Source organism: Chryseobacterium sp. BGA-UO-ETr-SB22, assembly GCF_059567885.1.
Window position 1 is genome coordinate 1279644 of the sequence record NZ_JCAQOV010000005.1, and the last position, 16743, is coordinate 1296386.

Sequence of the window (16743 nt, forward strand, 5' to 3'; positions counted from 1 at the left end):
TTTCTAACAATTAATATGATGCAGGACATTTTAAAACAAATTACCTTACCGGAATGGTTCGGAGTCTTATTTTCAGTCATTCAGGTTTTACTGGCTCGTAAAAACAATGTCAATAACTATCTTTTCGGTATTGCTGGTATTCTGCTTACTTTGTATGTGATGCTTACCTCAAAACTGTATGCTGAATTTACATTAAATCTTTATTATTTGATCATGAGCATCTACGGATGGCTGTATTGGAAATTCGGGAAACAGAAATCCGAAATGGAAATCTCTGTTACCTCAACCTCAGAAAAATGGATTACCGGAGGAATTGTACTGGGAACTTTTAGTCTGTTCTGGTTCTTTCTCACTCATTTTACAGACTCGGATGTTCCGGTCTGGGATTCTCTGGTAAGTGCTTTTGCATGGGCAGGAATGTGGCTGATGGCAAGACGGAAAATTGAAAATTGGGTGATACTGAATGTCAGTAATATTATTTCTATCCCTTTAATGATTCATAAGGAATTATATCTCTATGCTGTTTTGACGTCATTTTTATTTTTAGTGGCAATCTCCGGTTATATGGAATGGCAGAAACTTATTAAAACCAAAGCCAATGCTCAATACTAAAGACATCAGAGAAGAACTTCAAGGAGCTTCTGTAATTTCTGATAAGGTGATACAGCATATTCATGAAGAAGGATGGCTTAAGATCTGGGTACCGAAGAAATACGGAGGATTAGGATATCTTTTTGAAGAGGGACTTAAAGCATTATTTGGCTGGGCTGAAACCGATGGAAGCTTTGGCTGGATGCTGACACTTTGTGCCGGAGCCAATTATTTTTCAAGAAATATAAAACCCGATGTGGCTCAATTGCTGTTCACTGATTCTAAAACCTGTTTTGGAGGAAGCGGAATGGTGGGCGGAACTGCAGAAAAGCAAAATGATAACACTTATATCATCAATGGATTATGGGATTTTGCCACAGGAGCTCCCCATCTGACTCATTTTACTCTCAATGCAAGGATTACAGAAAAGGGCAAACCCATGTTAGATAATGAAGGCAACGAAATGGTTCATTCTTTTATTATTCCGAGAGAACAGGCTGAAATTATCCCCAACTGGAAATCAATGGGAATGAAAGCCAGCGGAACTTATTCCTTTACCATTGAAAATGTTATCGTCAGCGAAGAGTACAGCTTTGTGTATGATCATTTCTTCACGGATGATATACTGGACAGCATTCCGTTTCGGGTTTTTGCTGATCTGACACTTTTGGTGAATTATCTTGGAATGGCTTCTCATTTTATTGAAGAAGCAGAGCTTATTCGTCCTCAGATCAATTTCAAAAACTTTGCTGAGTCTGTTGAAAAACATTTGGAAAAGGTGTTAGGTATGGCCAGAAATATTGAAAATATTCTTGCTGATAACAAAGAGATTTCAGCGGATCAGCAAAATGAGATTCATACTTATGGAACAGCATTAACAAGTCAATTATCCCATCAAATACTTACTGTTTACACTCAGCTTGGAATCCGGGCAACAGCTACTGATTCTGCAATATATCAGGTGTTTTGTGATTATTTTACAGCAACGATGCATTCCAATTTCAGACCTTCCGCTGATGAGTTAGATTTTTCTTTTTGAGGTAGATGTAAGTCTTTCAAAAGTTAAACTGCATTATGGTTATGAATTTAAACTTAATATGAATTTAATATGATTGACATTGCTTTTAGATACTTTTGCATCATTGAGTTGTAGGTTCAAAGATATTTTAAAGGATGGATCATTTTAAAGAAATATATTCCGGTTACAAGCACAGGGTGTATTTTTTTGTGGCAAAATACCTTTCGGAAGAAGAAGATATTGAAGAAATTGTTCAGGATATTTTTATGCATGTCTGGAAATATTTATCCAAAACCAATTCACCTTCAGAAATTGAAGCACTTATTTTTAAATCTGCCAAACAGGAAATCTCCAACTTTTACCGTAAAAGGAAAATGATCTTTGTTCCGCTGGAAAATTCCCCAGAAAATCAGGATGAAGAAACCTCTGAAATCGAAAAACAGCTGCAGCAGGAAGATCAGCTCAAAAAGATAGAAAACCTTCTGGAACAGGTTCCCGAAAGAAGCCGTGAGTTTTTCATCAAAAATAAAATTCAGAATCTCAGTCTTTTTACCATTGCTCAGGAAAATCATATTTCCAAAACTGCTGTTGAAAAACATGTCAATAAGGTTTTGAAATTTCTAAGAGCAAATTTGAATTTTTTCTTTTAACCTTTTCCGTTTATATTGATAACAAGCTTCACTTCAGATCTGTATATCAATTGTTTATTAGTTTTAATTAAGGCAGCTATATACAACTTACCTCATTGTCATCATGTAAAGCCTGGATTCTTCATTTCACTGCGTTACATTCTGAATGACAGCGTCATAATAATAAGAGAGCAGGATTAATGTAAAATTGTATCTAACTACCTTAATTAATTTTAACCGAATGTGAATGAATATGAACAAATCGTTAAATCAAAAAAATAGAGGTTGACGATTCTACACTTCCTGCGTATTCTCTAGTAAAGATCAAATAGGAGCATATGGATTTCGACAATCAATGGAAATCAGTCAAAGATGAAAACCGGAAAATGAAAGATTCCGCAGATCAGCGAATCTGGAATGGACTTGAAAATAAAATCAGGTTCAGAAAGAATACAAAACGGGTTTTATGGGCTGCGGCTGTTCTTTTGCCTTTATTTACACTGATTACTTTGTTTTCTACTGGAAATGAAATGAAATCTCCGGATCACCAGCAAATGGTTTTCAGGACAGAAAAGATTCAAAAAGAATTTATACTATCTGACGGAAGTATTATTACCCTGGAACCTGAAAGTGAATTGAAACTGACGGATGATTTCGGAAAGAAGACCAGAAATGTATCTTTTAAAGGGAAAGCTTTTTTCAGTGTTGCTAAAAATAAAGCATTGCCGTTTATCATTGATGCCAATGGATTTAAAGTAAAAGTATTGGGAACTCAGTTTTTGCTTGATCAGAGATCCGCAGATAAGAAAGTCTATCTGAAAGAAGGGAAAGTAAAAATTGATTACAAAGGGAATACAACATTCCTTCTGCCTAAAGAAACCTGGCTTGCTGAAAAAGACGGAGCCGAGAAACACTTCTACGATCAGGATGTGGTAAGAACATTCGATTTTAATGAAATGAAATTCGGGCAGGCCATTTCTCAATTGGAGAAGACCTACAATGTTTCCATAGCATATCCTCAGGATTACAAAGAGAATGTAATAGACGGAGACATCACCGGAGATCTGGATAAGGTTATTAAAACAATAGGGTTTCCATTTAATCTGACTGCAGGAAAACAATCAGCAAATCATATCATTTTAGAAAAATAATGCACCAGTAATTGGGGTTACCGATGCATTGAATATAAATCAGTCAAATAACAACTAATTTCAGCAAAGCTATGAAAAAAACAACAATTAGCATGATGTTGTTGGGTCTTTTGTGTGCGCCACAGTTTACCTACGCAGAGGCTAACAAATGTTTTCAACAGTCCGTTATTCAGCGGAAAACGCCTTTGATTAAAATCTTTGAAAAACTTTCAAAAGAGCATGGCGTAAAATTCTTTTATTCGGTTTCAGACCTGAAAGATATTCAGGTGGATGAATCTCAGGTTAACTATCAGTCTTTATCAGCCTCTTTAGACTATCTGAAAAAAAATGTCGGTCTCGATTTTAATGTAGATCAAAAAACAGTAACCGTTCGTCTCAATGCAAGAGCGATGGCAAAAATTCAGAGAATCAATGCTCAACAATCTGCAGAGTATATAAATCCAATTAATGACACGGTAAAATCAAGAGAAAAAAATATTGATGAGGTTGTTTTGGTGGGCTATGGCAAGCAGAGTAAGAAAAACAATTCGGGTTCTATTTCTTCTATTGACGAGAAGCAGATGAAAGGAGTGGCTTCCAGTAATTTTGGGGATATTATTGCAGGAAAAGCAACCGGAGTTCAGATTACTCAGGCGAATGCAAGTCCGGGAAGTTCACCCTCAATACGAGTGAGAGGTATTGGAACGTTGACGGCAGGGTCCAATCCTTTGATCGTTGTAGATGGACTTCCGTTAACTGAAGGTTCTAATCTGAATGCGATTGATCCTAATTCCATTGCCAAAATTGATATCTTAAAAGATGCCGCTTCAGCTGCAATCTATGGTTCCAGAGGAGCAAACGGTGTAATCATCATTGAAACAAAGCAAGGGAAAAAAGGCAGGATGGCCGTTTCTTTCGATTCCTACTACGGAATGCAGATGAGAAGCGATAATGTAAAACTGGTCAATGCTTATGACATGGCCACTTTTCTAAAGGAAGCCCGAGACAATAATTATCTTTCTAAAGGCAGCAACAGAAGCATTTCCGATAATAATGCGACAAGAATAAGCAAGGGAGCTTCTTTAAGAGAATTAATTCCCGATTATTTAGCACCTTACCTTGCAAAGGAGCCGGGATTAACCGATACCGACTGGTTGAATACGGTCATGAAACCAGCACCCATCAGCCAGACTTCACTGAATATTACCGGAGGAAGCGATAAGAGCAAATATGCTTTTACCATGAGTTATTTTAAACAAAAAGGGCTCGTTATCGGGACCGATTACGAAAAGTTTTCTACCAGTATTAACCTTTCAACTGAGCTTACAGATAAATGGAAAATAGGGGTAACAATGACGCCGTCTTATGCAACGGGTACGATCAATGCCTCAGAAAATTCAAGAAGTTATAATCCTTTGCAGATGGCTACTGCAATGTATCCATTCTTTAAACCTTACAATGATGACGGAAGTCTTGCCATTTCTCAACAGATCCTGGGAAATACAGCAACGGACGGAGCTTTGGTAGAAAATCCCGTGGCTGTTCAGGAAATGACCAACAGAAAATATACTTTATTTAAAACATTCGGAAATATTTTTACTGAGCTTGAATTGTTAAAGGGCCTGAAATACAGATTGTCGGTAGGTGGAGATTATTCAAATTACGAATACAATTTCTTCGATCCTTCTACGGTAGGAGCGTACAGAGCAGCAGCTCCGGATGTGACTTTTGCCAACAGAACAGAATATATCCGCAAAAATTATTTAATAGAAAATTTACTTTCATTTGATCAAAAATGGGGTGCTCACCGAGTGGATGCCATTGCCGGACAGTCTTTCCAGCAGGAAGATAATACACAGCTTTTAACTGAAGCCACCGCATTTCCTGATAACAGCATCCGGAATATAGCAGGAGGAACATCATTTAAAAATACATTAACGCAATACAAATGGCGGCTGATGTCTTATTTTACCAGAGTCAACTACACATTCGACAATAAGTATAACCTGATGGCTTCCTATCGTAGAGACGGTTCTTCCCGTTTTGGGAAAAACTCTAAATGGGGGAATTTCTATGCATTTTCTGCAGGCTGGACCGTCAGTAATGAAAATTTCTTTCCTGAAAATAATTTCGTGACGGATTTGAAACTTAGATACAGTCTGGGAAGCAATGGAAATAATCAGATTCCTAATTTCGGGGCACTTTCATTGATGAATCCTGATAATTATAACTTTGGGGGAGCTTTAGTACCGGGATACACAACGGCAACAGCGCCCAATCCGAATATTTCCTGGGAAAAGTCAAGATCAAACAATTTCGGGATCGATTTTTCTTTGTTTAAAAATATCCTGAACATTTCCGCAGATTATTATATCCTGAACAGAGATGGTTTGTTATTGGATGTTCCTGTTCCGCAGCAATCCGGTTTCAGTACCTCACTTCAGAATATCGGTAAGATCAAGAATTCCGGTTTTGAATTACAGATTGCCTCAAAAACGTTTACCATCGCTAAAGATTTTACGTATTCCGGAAGTTTTAATTTTTCAACCAATAAAAATGAAGTGTTGGCATTGGCAAACGGCCAGAACCAGATTATCACGGGAGAAAATAACTTCTCTGTAACCAAAGTAGGGGGTTCAATTGGTGAAATGTATGGCTATAATATCCTTGGAATCTATAAAACTCAGGAAGAGATCAACAATTCACCGCACATTACCGGAACGATGGTTGGAGATTATATTATGGAAGATCTGAATGGTGACGGAAAAATTGATGTCAACGATAAAAGAAGCTTTGGAAGCGGTGTTCCGAAATATATTCTTGGTTTCAATAATAATTTCAGATACGGACTTTTTGAGTTGAGCTTTTCATTATACAGTGAAATTGGGAAGAAAATCTATAATGCGGATGCAGTGACAACTTTAGAATCAGGAGAAGGCTTCGGAATGGCTTCACAGTATTATTTTGACAATCGTTATAACGCCGCAACCAATCCCAATGGATTTTTCGGGATGCCAAATATGAACTTCTCCAACAACAGAAAAGAAGCCAGAACTTCTAATCTATACTTTAAAAATGCAGATTATGTGAGATTAAGATCGCTTCGTCTGGCTTTTAATTTCCCTAAATCTATGCTTGAAAATATCGGGATAGAAAACGCACAGATCTATCTGGTAGGAAACAATCTTTTTACCCTGTCAAAATACAAGGGAATGAACATCGATGCTACTTCAGACAATGTTCTTACGCAGGGATTTGATCAGGCTTATTATCCGGTCGCTAAAATTTATTCTATGGGCTTTAACCTTAAATTCTAAAATCATGAAAAAAATATTCATTACAATATTCAGCCTTTCGGTGATGTGTTCGTGCTCGTCTGATCTTTTGAACGTTAATCCTGAGGCGCAGAAAGTATCCTCACAATTTTATACCAATTCCTCTGAAATTGAGCAGGGTATCATTTCAGTGTACAGCGCTCTTCAGTATACGGGACAATATCAGCTGGCAATGCCGGCTTTGGGAGAATTACCTTCAGACAATACCTATGATGAGGTTCCTGCCAATGATTCTTTTACGTATGGTGAAATGGATTTTTTCACAATTCAGCCCAATAACAGTCTTATTGCAAGTGCTTGGAAGGACCATTATATCGGTATTCAGCAGGCAAATATTATTCTGACAAGAATTGGGAAAATTCCTGATATGACGGATGCTCTGAAGAATACAAGAATAGGGGAAATGAAATTTCTTCGTGCGTTGATGTATTTTAACCTCGTAAGAATTTATGGTGATGTTCCATTGGTTTTAAAAGAAACCACGAATGTTAACGATTATTTCGGGCAGCCAAGAACTCCTGTTGCTGAAGTGTATTCTGCTATAGAAAAGGATTTGAAAGAAGCTATTGATCTTTTGCCAACAACAACCTCACAAAAGGGGAGAGTGACTAAAGGAGCTGCGTTGGGAATTATGGGAAAAGTGCTTTTAACACAGAAGAAATTTGGTGAATCACTGACTTATTTAAATCAGATTGAATCTTTAGGTTACCAGCTTTTGCCTGATATCAATAAAATTTTTGATGTCACCAATGAAAATAATGCTGAAATTATTTTCGATGTACAGTTTACTTCGGGATTGAACGGAAATTCGGAGGGAAGTACGGCATTTCAGATGTTCAGTCCTTCCGGATCGGTTTCAGGAGCTAAAGGTCACAATCTTCCGACCAAAGAAGTTTACAATCTTTATTCAGCCGGGGATACCAGACGTTCTGCATACATTGGGCTCACTTCAAACGGAATTCCTTTCAGTAAGAAATTGGTAAAAACATCCAATACCATTGCCGATGGAGGAAGCAATTTTGTGGTGCTGAGATTAGCCGATGTTTTCCTGATGATGGCAGAGTGTTTTGCGGAACAGAATGACATTTCCAATGCGAATCTATATCTGAATAAAATTAAAACCAGAGCAGGAATTACTGCCGTAAACCTTTCAACAAAAGATGCTTTACTGAATGAAATTGACCGCGAAAGAAGGCTTGAATTTGTAGGAGAAGGGCACCGTTGGTTTGACCTTTTGAGAACAGGAAAAGCAATCCCGGTGATGACTGCTCATTTTGCTAATAACCAGGGTTACAGTACTGCACAGATTAAATCCTATCATCTTCTTATGCCTGTTCCGCAGGGACAGATCAATACAGATCCAGCTATTAAACAAAATCCCGGATATTAATTAAACATTTAAAATTATGCTAAACAATAAATTATTACAAATATTTCTTCTGAGTTTTTCTTCACTGTTCATTGCGCAACAAAAGAAAATTTCACTTTCTGATTTTCCTGATGATAAAGTAATGGTGGTTGCCCACCGAGGCGATTGGAGAGAAGCGCCGGAAAACTCAGTGTGGGCAGTAAAAAAGGCCATTGAAAAAGGAGTGGATATGGCTGAAATAGATCTTGCCATGACCAAAGACAGTATTTTAATCCTGATGCATGATAATACCATAGACAGAACGACAACAGGAAAAGGAAAACCGTCTGATTTTACACTGGACGAAATTAAAAAACTGCATCTGAGAGACGGACTTGGGGTGGAAACACAAATGAAAGTTCCCACGTTACAGGAAATTCTGGAAATCTCAGACGGAAAAATTCTTCTGAATCTGGATAAAGGTTTTGATTACATCAAACAGGTATATCCTTTGGTGAAAAAAAGAAATATGCTTGATCAGATTTTGTTTAAAGGTCATGAATCTTACATGGAGTTTAATCGGAAATACGGCGATATAAAAAATGATATTCATTATATGCCGATTATCCAGTTAGGTAAAAGCGATGATCTTACAAAAATATCAGATTATATCAAAAACTATAAAATCTACGGTTTTGAATTTACAGTAGGAATAACCGAGAAAAATCTGATTGATTTTAAATCTTTAAGAGAAAAAAAGGTCAAAATATGGGTCAATTCATTGTGGCCGCATCATAATGCCGGAAATAATGATGATCTGGTTCTGGATAATCCAGAGGTATATGATTGGTACATTAATAAAGGAGTCAACATTATTCAGACCGACCGACCGAAAGAGCTTATCAATTATCTAAAACGTAAAAAGCTTTATTATTGAGCAATTTAGTTTTTATAATATGATCAAAAACAAAAGGTGGACTGCAATAGTCCACCTTTCTTCATAATGAGTATATTCTGTTATTAAGACTGGATAAATTCCAAAAGATCTTTATTAATAGTTTCATGTTCTGTAGTCGGCATTCCGTGAGGAAAACCTGGGTAAGTAATCAGTTTACCGTTCTTTAATAATTTTGCTGATTTTATAGCAGAATTTTCGATAGGAACAATCTGGTCATCTTCTCCATGTAAAACCAAAACTGGAATTTCAACGGCTTTCAAATCTTCTGTGAAATCGGTTTCAGAAAATGCTTTGATTCCGTCATAATGAGCTACAATTCCACCCATCATTCCCTGTCTCCACCAGTTTCTCTGAATTCCGTCTTTGATGTTAGCTCCTTCTCTGTTGTATCCATAGAAAGGGAAAGTCAAATCAAAATAAAACTGGTTTCTGTTGTTCAAAGTCTGCTCTCTGATACCATCAAAAACTTCCATTGGAACCCCGTCAGGATTGCTTTCACTTTTTACCATTACCGGTGGAACAGCGCTGATTAATACAGCTTTTTTAGCTCTTCCGTTAGAATATTTATTAACATAGCGGATTACTTCACCACCACCTGTAGAGTGTCCTATATGAACAACATCTTTTAAATCAAGAAATTCTACAAGTTCCGCAGCATCAGATGCATATTGTTCAATAGTGTGGTTGTAAATATTCTGGCTTGAGCGGCCGTGGCCTCTTCTGTCATGGGAAACTACTCTGAAACCTCTCTGTAAGAAAAAGATAACCTGTGCATCCCAATCGTCAGATGATAATGGCCATCCGTGGTGAAACATTAATACTGGTCCTTGTCCTTGGTCTTTGTAAAAAATCTCAGTTCCGTCTTTTAATGTAAATGTGCTCATAGTTTTAAATTTTTAATGTGAATGATTATTTTATTTAATAATTTTTTGTTGTCTTAATTCTTTAGCAAATGTAGGACAGTTATCGTTCACTGAAATTAAACTAGATTAATTTCGTTCATATTTAATAAAAAATTTTTATTGGGATGATCTGATCTGCTTTTTCCCAAAGCTTTTGTCACATGATTTTTTATAATGTCCGCATTATTTATTCTATCCACAGATGTCCCATAGAATACGTTTTGGCTTTACCTGCTACAATCACTCTTTCTTTTTTGTTTTCGCAATAGAGCTGTCCGCCTCTCTCAGAAAGTTGACGGGCAAAAAGTGTGTCTTTTCCTAATCTTGAAGACCAGAACGGTATAAGCGAGCAGTGTGCAGAGCCGGTTACAGGATCTTCGAGAATAGATGACTGGGGAGTAAAATATCTTGAAACAAAATCACTGTCAGTACCTGCTGCCGTTACAATAAGACCGCCAGGATCCAGATTGATAAGGTCAAAAACGGATCTTTCAATGTTGATATTTTTGATATCATCCTCAGAATCATATACAAGAATATAATCTCTTGATTTGAAAACTTCCTTAGGCTGAATATTGAGCGATCGGGACAGGCTTTCCGGAAGAGTTGCAGCTTCAGGCATTCTGGAAGGAAAATTCATATAATAAATGTCCTCTTTAACTTCAACCGTTAATTCACCGCTTTTAGTTTCAAAAACAATTCTATTGCTCTGATAGTTTAAGATTGAAATCAGGCAGTGCGCTGTGGCAAGGGTAGCGTGTCCGCATAAGTCCATTTCTATTTCAGGCGTAAACCATCTTAGATGAATTGTACTGCCGTTATCAATAAAGAAAGCTGTTTCAGCTACGGCATTTTCGCGGGATATTTTTAAAAGGACCTCATCAGGTAACCAGTTTTTTAGGGGAACGACACAGGCTGGATTTCCATGGAAAATTTTCTCAGTAAATGCATCTATTTGATATAATTCTAACTTCATGATTGATAAAAATTTCTGTCTCTAACGAAGATACTCTATTTTTCAGACAGTTGTTGATGGATAGAATCATTCTGCTGCTTTTTCTTTTTTCAATTGGTTGATAAAATATGAAGGGCTTACACCTGTTTCTTTTTTAAATATTACTGCAAAAACTTCTCTTGAAGAGAAACCGCAAGCCTCGGCCAGATAGCTTATTTTATATTCTCTGAAAATAGGAGTGTCATAAAGCTTGTTTGTAATGAATTGAATCCGAAGCCCATTGATATAATTATTGAAGCTTTTGTTTTTATATTGTTTGATAATCTCTGAAAGATACCTTGGGTTGGTAGTAAGTGAATTGGATAGAGAGGTTAGTGTCATATCTTTTTTCAGAAACTTTTCAGATTTTTCAAATTTTGAAAGCTTACTTAGTAATAAGGCTGTAGTTTCTTCCGAGATAATCAGATTATTTTCGGTTCCTTTATTCTCTGTTTTTATTTCAGTAGGTTGATTTTCAGAAATTTGAACTTGTTTTTTTAGGTTTTCAATAATTGTTTCATATCGTTGATGAAGCTTATTCTGATTTCGTTTCCAGTACCACCATCCTCCTGCAATAAGAATCAGGGCAATGATGAAAAAAATAGCAGCGAAATGTAAGATATTATCCTGATGGACTTTATCTTGTTGCAGACTGATTTTTTTTATAGTTTTATCGGCAGACAGCTTATTAGAATGAGCTAAACTATCGCTAAGGTTTGAATAAAGAGCCATATATTTGATGGTAGAATCTTTATTTTTAAGACTTTCAAAAGAATTAGTCAAAGTAGCATATGCAGCCACTCTGCTGGCAGGAGAATGTGTTTTCTTTTCTAATTGTAAAACTTCCTGTGCATACTCAATAGCTTCTGTATTTTTACCCTGTTCCGAATAGAAATGTCCCAAATAATTTAAGATGGGAATTTTATCAACTTTCATGTGGGTAAATTTCCTTTGATTCAGGATGTTTAATGATTTCTGAAGATATTCTTCAGCAATATCCAGCCGTTTGGGCTTTGAAATCATGGCATAATGCATCCCGATATTCATATAAAGATAGGAGATCATGTCATACTTTTCGTCTGTCTGCCGGTTGTTCTCAACATCACTTATCCTTTCTGCTTCCTGAAGGCTTTTTTTGAAATACAGTAAAATAGTATCCTGATGGGCTTTTTTGGGAATATAATAACCAGCTGTTAACCCCTGGTAAATATGAGCTCTGTTAAAGTGTTTTTTGTTCTCATCAGTAAGTTTATTGACATAATATTCTGCCTTATGAAGTTCTTTATAATTTTCATCAAAAAGGCCAAGTGCCGAAAGGGCAGTCCCTCTCTCAATATATGCCATGGCAATAGATTCGTTATCATCAGCTTCTTTGGCCGCCTTTTCTACTTCATACGAGTATTCAATAGATTTTTCATTTTCACCAATATTATGATAGAGCATCATCAGGTTCTTCCCACTTGTAAGGATAGATTCTCTGTCATTAATGTCTTTAGCATCCTTGAATATTTGTAAATAAAGCTGAATCTTTTTTTTGGGATCAAGAGATGTATTTTTAGCTGATGCTAATTTCTTTTCTATACTTTGCTTTGTAATAGTTTGGTTATTTATTTGTGCGTGATAAAAACCGAAAATGATACAAGTGAACAAAAGAATAATGTTGTTTTTCATCCTAATTAAGTTGTTTTTTCTGTTTGCAATTTTAGCGCTATTTTAAGTATTTATCTGTCATTTAAATGTAATTATTTCGGAAATTATAATGCTGTTTTTGTAGATAAATATTTGATTATTAATTTCATCCGTATTAATAAGTGTTTTCATACATTGTATTCCCTTCTTATCCAATTATGTGATTTTAACCTTGTATTTTGCCTGTTCTGGGAATGTGATATTTTTCATTCAATAGATTTTTGACATTAAAATTATTCATAATAGAGGAAAAGTGAGTAGCAGAATTATAGATAAAAAAGAATGTATTTACTGGTCAAAAATATTCTCAAACACAAAAGTCAAAGACCACCAAATATGCTGTAATATGAAGATTTTAGGGCATCAGTTTTCAGTAATATAAACCGAATTTCTTACTATATACTCTCATTTACTATATCCCAATCATCTACATTTGCGATTGAAGAATGCTTTACGCTGCGACAAGGATTTGAAAAATTACACTAGTTAAATCTAATGTTTGTAGAATAAAATAGTCTTTGATATAAACACAAAACTCTAAACAAAAAAAACTGAATGATGAAAAAAATAACTGTAAAAGCTTTACGCCAATGATGCTGGATCTTAAAAACATTCATATAGGATCTCTGATAAAACTGCGTATTGAAGAACGGAATATCAATGTACTCCGGATATGTAAATTTCTAAAATGTACAGAAGAAGAATTAACCTCAATTTTCTCTGAAAAGTCTTTGGATTCTGAAATCATCCTGAAACTAAGTACACTGCTGGAATATGATTTTTTCAGACTTTATTCTCAGTATCTGATCCTTTATGCTCCTCAAACCATTTCAAATGATCCTGAAAAAAAAACCGCTCTTCCTCAATACCGGAAAAACATCTATACAAAAGAGATGGTAGACTTTATTTTGGAACAAATTGGAAATGGAAATAAAACACAAATGCAAATCGTAAAAGAGTACAGAATTCCGAGATCTACTTTGTACAAATGGGTGAACAAATATGCACAATCAAAAAAGAAAGATTAATTAAATGAAAAACACGCCTGATTATAAAAAAATTTTTACCGATATAATCAATATAAAATTCCCTGAAAAAAAAGAAATATGCAGCCATTTATTAGATAAGTCCCATTTATCAATACTTGATATTATAGACCTCAATGAGCTTCTTTTCAGAAATTCTTCCAAAGAGAATAGTGTTTTTAACCAGACACACCGCTCTTATAATGAATCAGCGATTTATCAAATATTAGAATATCAGAAAAAGAACCGGCTGAACAATTCTCAACTTGCCGGGCATTTTAAACTAAGCAGGAATACTGTTACTAAATGGAAAACTCTTTTTCCTATCTAATATTTCTTACCCTTTTGACAGATCTGCTATGATGATACTCCAATAGTTCACTTAAAAAATATAAAACAGATGAATAAAAAAATGATAATAGTACTACTGGGCGGAGTACATGGCCTTTTTTCTCCGGTATATGCCCAAACAGGAATAGGAACCTCAAATCCTCAAGGCATTTTACATGTAGATGGTGCCAGGGATAATGCTGCTACCGGAATACCAACTGCAGCTCAGGCTGCAAATGATGTTATCATCAACAAGACTACCGGTTTTTTAGGATTGGGAGTTCTTGAACCTAAAGTAAAGCTTGATATGAGATCTGCAGGCTTGGAAAATGCTCTGGGATTAAATACCACTACAATGAGTGCTGCTTCGGCCGGAGCAGGAGCCGTACGCTATGATGTCATCAATGCACCCGCAGGAGCCAAGATTGAAGTGTCAGATGGTTCAGTATGGGGCAAGGCTTATGTTGCTCCCCAGAAATCAGTGGTAGTGGCACGCAAAATTACAAGCCAGTCTATAACACAGGGCTCGGCGACCAATATTGGTAACTGGAATGTAGTACGTGATATGAGCAATAGTTTTGATGCTGCTTTAGGCATTTTTACAGCTCCCCGTGATGGTACATATACTTTTCTATTAACCTTTAATTTTAATGGAGTGGTTATAAATGACGGTTCCAGAGTTGAATCACAATTTTACAATACAACAACAAACACTGTGCTGGCAAGTGTGTATAAAACCTTCGGGCAATCTATGACAGGTACTTCAGATGATGCTAATGCAACCCGGTCTACCCAAGCCGGGGGATCAAGTACAGTTACCCTTACGTTGAGTGCCGGTACAAAAGTAGTGACGAGGCTTTGGCATAATCTCATTTCGAGCGGAGCCGTTACACTCAGGGTCACAAGCAATTCTACAGATCCCACTAATCCGGATGATGGGTTTAATAATTTAACAATTATCGAACATTAAAAAAATGAATATGATGAAAAAGAATAGGAATATACCATACATACTGCTTGCCTATATTTTATGTTTTTCCTCGGGTAACATTTTTGCGCAGGTAGGTATTTTTACTCATAACCCTGCACAGACTTTACACATAGATGCAGCCAAAGACAATGGTGATACACCAGATGCTTTGAAATTATCTAATGATATTGTTGTAAGCACAACAGGCAATATGGGAATTGGTCTGCTGAATCCGGTTACCAAGCTTGATCTTCGTTCTGCAGATAATAAAGGAATTATCGGATTAGGAACAGGCACACAAGTCGCAATAGAAGCGGGTGCCGGTGCTATACGCTACAATACAGGTGGATTTTTAGAATACTCTGATGGAGAACAATGGATTGCGCTTCCTCTTAAAGCTCCAACCAAAGCACTTGTTAATGCCAATAAAACATCAGCGCAAAGCATCGGAAACAATACAACCACTTCAATATCAGGATGGAATGAGACTGTTGATTTGGGTACAGCGGTTCCGAATGGTGATTTTGATCCTTCTAACGGGACGTTTACTGCTCCCCGTGACGGATTTTATCTGGTGTCATTTAATATTACGTTAGCCAATGGTAATATTCCTAAAAATACCTTTATAGAAACGGCAATAGAAAGTAACCAAAATGCTGAAAACATTCCCGTATTTAAAACAGTAAACTCTTATCCTGCATTTCAGGCAGGGGCAGTAAGCAATTTTATAAGCGGAAACTGTAATGCCATTTTCAACCTGAAGACTGGGAACACGATTAAATTCAGTGTTAAACATAATTTAGGGGCTGCAAGAAATACCCTGAATGATGGAAAATTAAATAATTTAAGTATTAGTGAGCTATAAAAATACAATGATGATACAGCTATATAAAACAAAAAATACACCCTTCGTTTTCATTCTTCTGCTTTTGGGAACTCTTCATGTTAATGCACAAATAGGATTCGGAGTAGGTAACCCGACAAATCCAGTTGAAATCAATACTGATGCAGGTAAGGTGGTTATAGACAATACGGGCAGGTTGGGAGTACTGGTTCCCAGTCCTAAGGTTGCTGTAGATTTACGCAGTGGAAATAATGGTTCCGTAGCGATAGGCAATACGGATAAAACAGCCAGCCAGGCAGGGGCAGGGGCTTTGCGGTATGTTGCAAGTCCAGCCATCGGAGTAAAAGGCTATTTAGAATTTTCTGATGGTACCAACTGGGTAAGTTTTTTTCCTAAAGGTAAGCCCCGTATTGTAGTAATGGCCAATAAAATGACTCAGGATACCTATGTGTTTGAAAGTGCAACCCCTTCAGAAATAGGGACTAAATCCGGTATTGTACAGCGTAGATCGTCTTATTTAACCAATTGGGTAGAAAAACTTGACTCAGATTCAGGAGTGGCTACAAATAATTTTGATCCTGCAACAGGAGAGTTTATTGCTCCCCGAACTGGAGTATACTTTGCAACCTTTACTTTTGCGCTGCAGCCAAGCCAGGTAAATACCGGAGGAAATAACCAGACAGAAGCCATATGGGAGGTCAGAAATCCGGGAGGTACAATTACTCAAAGGGTAAAAACAAATAATGGATATGCTTCTGATACAGGAGCCAGTCCCAATGTTGTACCTGTAGGTTCCGCATGTACTGTAAGTGTTTATTTGAATAAAGGAGATCGGTTGAGACCTTTTACCTGGATTACAGTGGCATTTGACGGTACAATAAGCCAATTTGATATATCAGGAAGCGGAGCATACAATTCACTGACGATCGTAGAACAATAATGCTGTTGATTCATGATTTATATATACAATACACAAATGT

Annotated in this window: 14 protein-coding genes; 11 read left to right on the forward strand and 3 right to left on the reverse strand. The window is 36.5% G+C overall.

Annotation, left to right across the window (positions count from 1 at the left end):
* Positions 1-15: 15 nt before the first annotated feature.
* The 7 genes from pnuC to AC57AW_RS13120 all read left to right on the forward strand — a co-directional run bounded on the left by pnuC (position 16) and on the right by AC57AW_RS13120 (position 8988).
* Entirely contained in the window at positions 16-612 is a 597-nt protein-coding gene (pnuC, locus tag AC57AW_RS13090) for a nicotinamide riboside transporter PnuC (RefSeq protein ID WP_496352226.1), read from the forward strand.
* A complete protein-coding gene (locus AC57AW_RS13095; RefSeq protein WP_496352227.1) occupies positions 599-1630 on the forward strand; it encodes an acyl-CoA dehydrogenase family protein in 1032 nt (343 codons plus the stop codon). Before pnuC ends, AC57AW_RS13095 begins: the two co-directional genes overlap by 14 nt.
* A gap of 134 nt (positions 1631-1764) precedes the next feature.
* The gene (locus AC57AW_RS13100; protein ID WP_496352228.1) at positions 1765-2259 is read left to right on the forward strand and encodes an RNA polymerase sigma factor; all 495 of its coding nucleotides are present in this window, start codon (positions 1765-1767) and stop codon (positions 2257-2259) included.
* A gap of 317 nt (positions 2260-2576) precedes the next feature.
* Positions 2577-3389, forward strand: coding sequence for a FecR family protein (locus tag AC57AW_RS13105; protein WP_496352229.1), 813 nt, complete (start codon positions 2577-2579; stop codon positions 3387-3389).
* Positions 3390-3460: 71 nt separating this feature from the next.
* Positions 3461-6685 carry a SusC/RagA family TonB-linked outer membrane protein gene (locus AC57AW_RS13110; protein ID WP_496352230.1) on the forward strand — a complete coding sequence of 1075 codons (3225 nt, stop codon included), beginning with the start codon at positions 3461-3463 and terminating at the stop codon, positions 6683-6685.
* A 4-nt stretch (positions 6686-6689) separates the two neighbouring features.
* Complete coding sequence (locus tag AC57AW_RS13115) at positions 6690-8093, forward strand: RagB/SusD family nutrient uptake outer membrane protein (protein ID WP_496352231.1); 1404 nt, start codon at positions 6690-6692, stop codon at positions 8091-8093.
* A gap of 16 nt (positions 8094-8109) precedes the next feature.
* A complete protein-coding gene (locus AC57AW_RS13120; RefSeq protein ID WP_496352232.1) occupies positions 8110-8988 on the forward strand; it encodes a glycerophosphodiester phosphodiesterase family protein in 879 nt (292 codons plus the stop codon).
* Positions 8989-9071: 83 nt separating this feature from the next.
* Here AC57AW_RS13120 and AC57AW_RS13125 read toward each other — a convergent pair whose 3' ends face one another.
* From AC57AW_RS13125 to AC57AW_RS13135, 3 genes are all read right to left on the reverse strand, one after another.
* Positions 9072-9893 (reverse strand): alpha/beta fold hydrolase, encoded by an 822-nt coding sequence (locus AC57AW_RS13125; protein WP_496352233.1) that lies wholly within the window; start codon positions 9891-9893, stop codon positions 9072-9074.
* 205 nt (positions 9894-10098) lie between these two features.
* Positions 10099-10887, reverse strand: a complete 789-nt coding sequence (locus tag AC57AW_RS13130) for a PhzF family phenazine biosynthesis protein (protein ID WP_496352234.1) — start codon at positions 10885-10887, stop codon at positions 10099-10101.
* 66 nt (positions 10888-10953) lie between these two features.
* Positions 10954-12576 carry an AraC family transcriptional regulator gene (locus tag AC57AW_RS13135; RefSeq protein WP_496352235.1) on the reverse strand — a complete coding sequence of 541 codons (1623 nt, stop codon included), beginning with the start codon at positions 12574-12576 and terminating at the stop codon, positions 10954-10956.
* Between the two features lie 608 nt (positions 12577-13184).
* Here AC57AW_RS13135 and AC57AW_RS13140 point away from each other — a divergent pair.
* The 4 genes from AC57AW_RS13140 to AC57AW_RS13155 all read left to right on the forward strand — a co-directional run bounded on the left by AC57AW_RS13140 (position 13185) and on the right by AC57AW_RS13155 (position 16703).
* Positions 13185-13622: a helix-turn-helix domain-containing protein gene (locus AC57AW_RS13140; protein WP_496352236.1), complete on the forward strand. Its 438-nt coding sequence runs from the start codon at positions 13185-13187 to the stop codon at positions 13620-13622.
* A 409-nt stretch (positions 13623-14031) separates the two neighbouring features.
* Positions 14032-14919 (forward strand): hypothetical protein, encoded by an 888-nt coding sequence (locus AC57AW_RS13145; RefSeq protein ID WP_496352237.1) that lies wholly within the window; start codon positions 14032-14034, stop codon positions 14917-14919.
* Positions 14920-14929: 10 nt separating this feature from the next.
* Complete coding sequence (locus AC57AW_RS13150; protein ID WP_496352238.1) at positions 14930-15784, forward strand: hypothetical protein; 855 nt, start codon at positions 14930-14932, stop codon at positions 15782-15784.
* Positions 15785-15791: 7 nt separating this feature from the next.
* Positions 15792-16703, forward strand: coding sequence for a complement C1q domain-containing protein (locus AC57AW_RS13155; protein WP_496352239.1), 912 nt, complete (start codon positions 15792-15794; stop codon positions 16701-16703).
* The last annotated feature ends 40 nt before the right edge of the window (positions 16704-16743 follow it).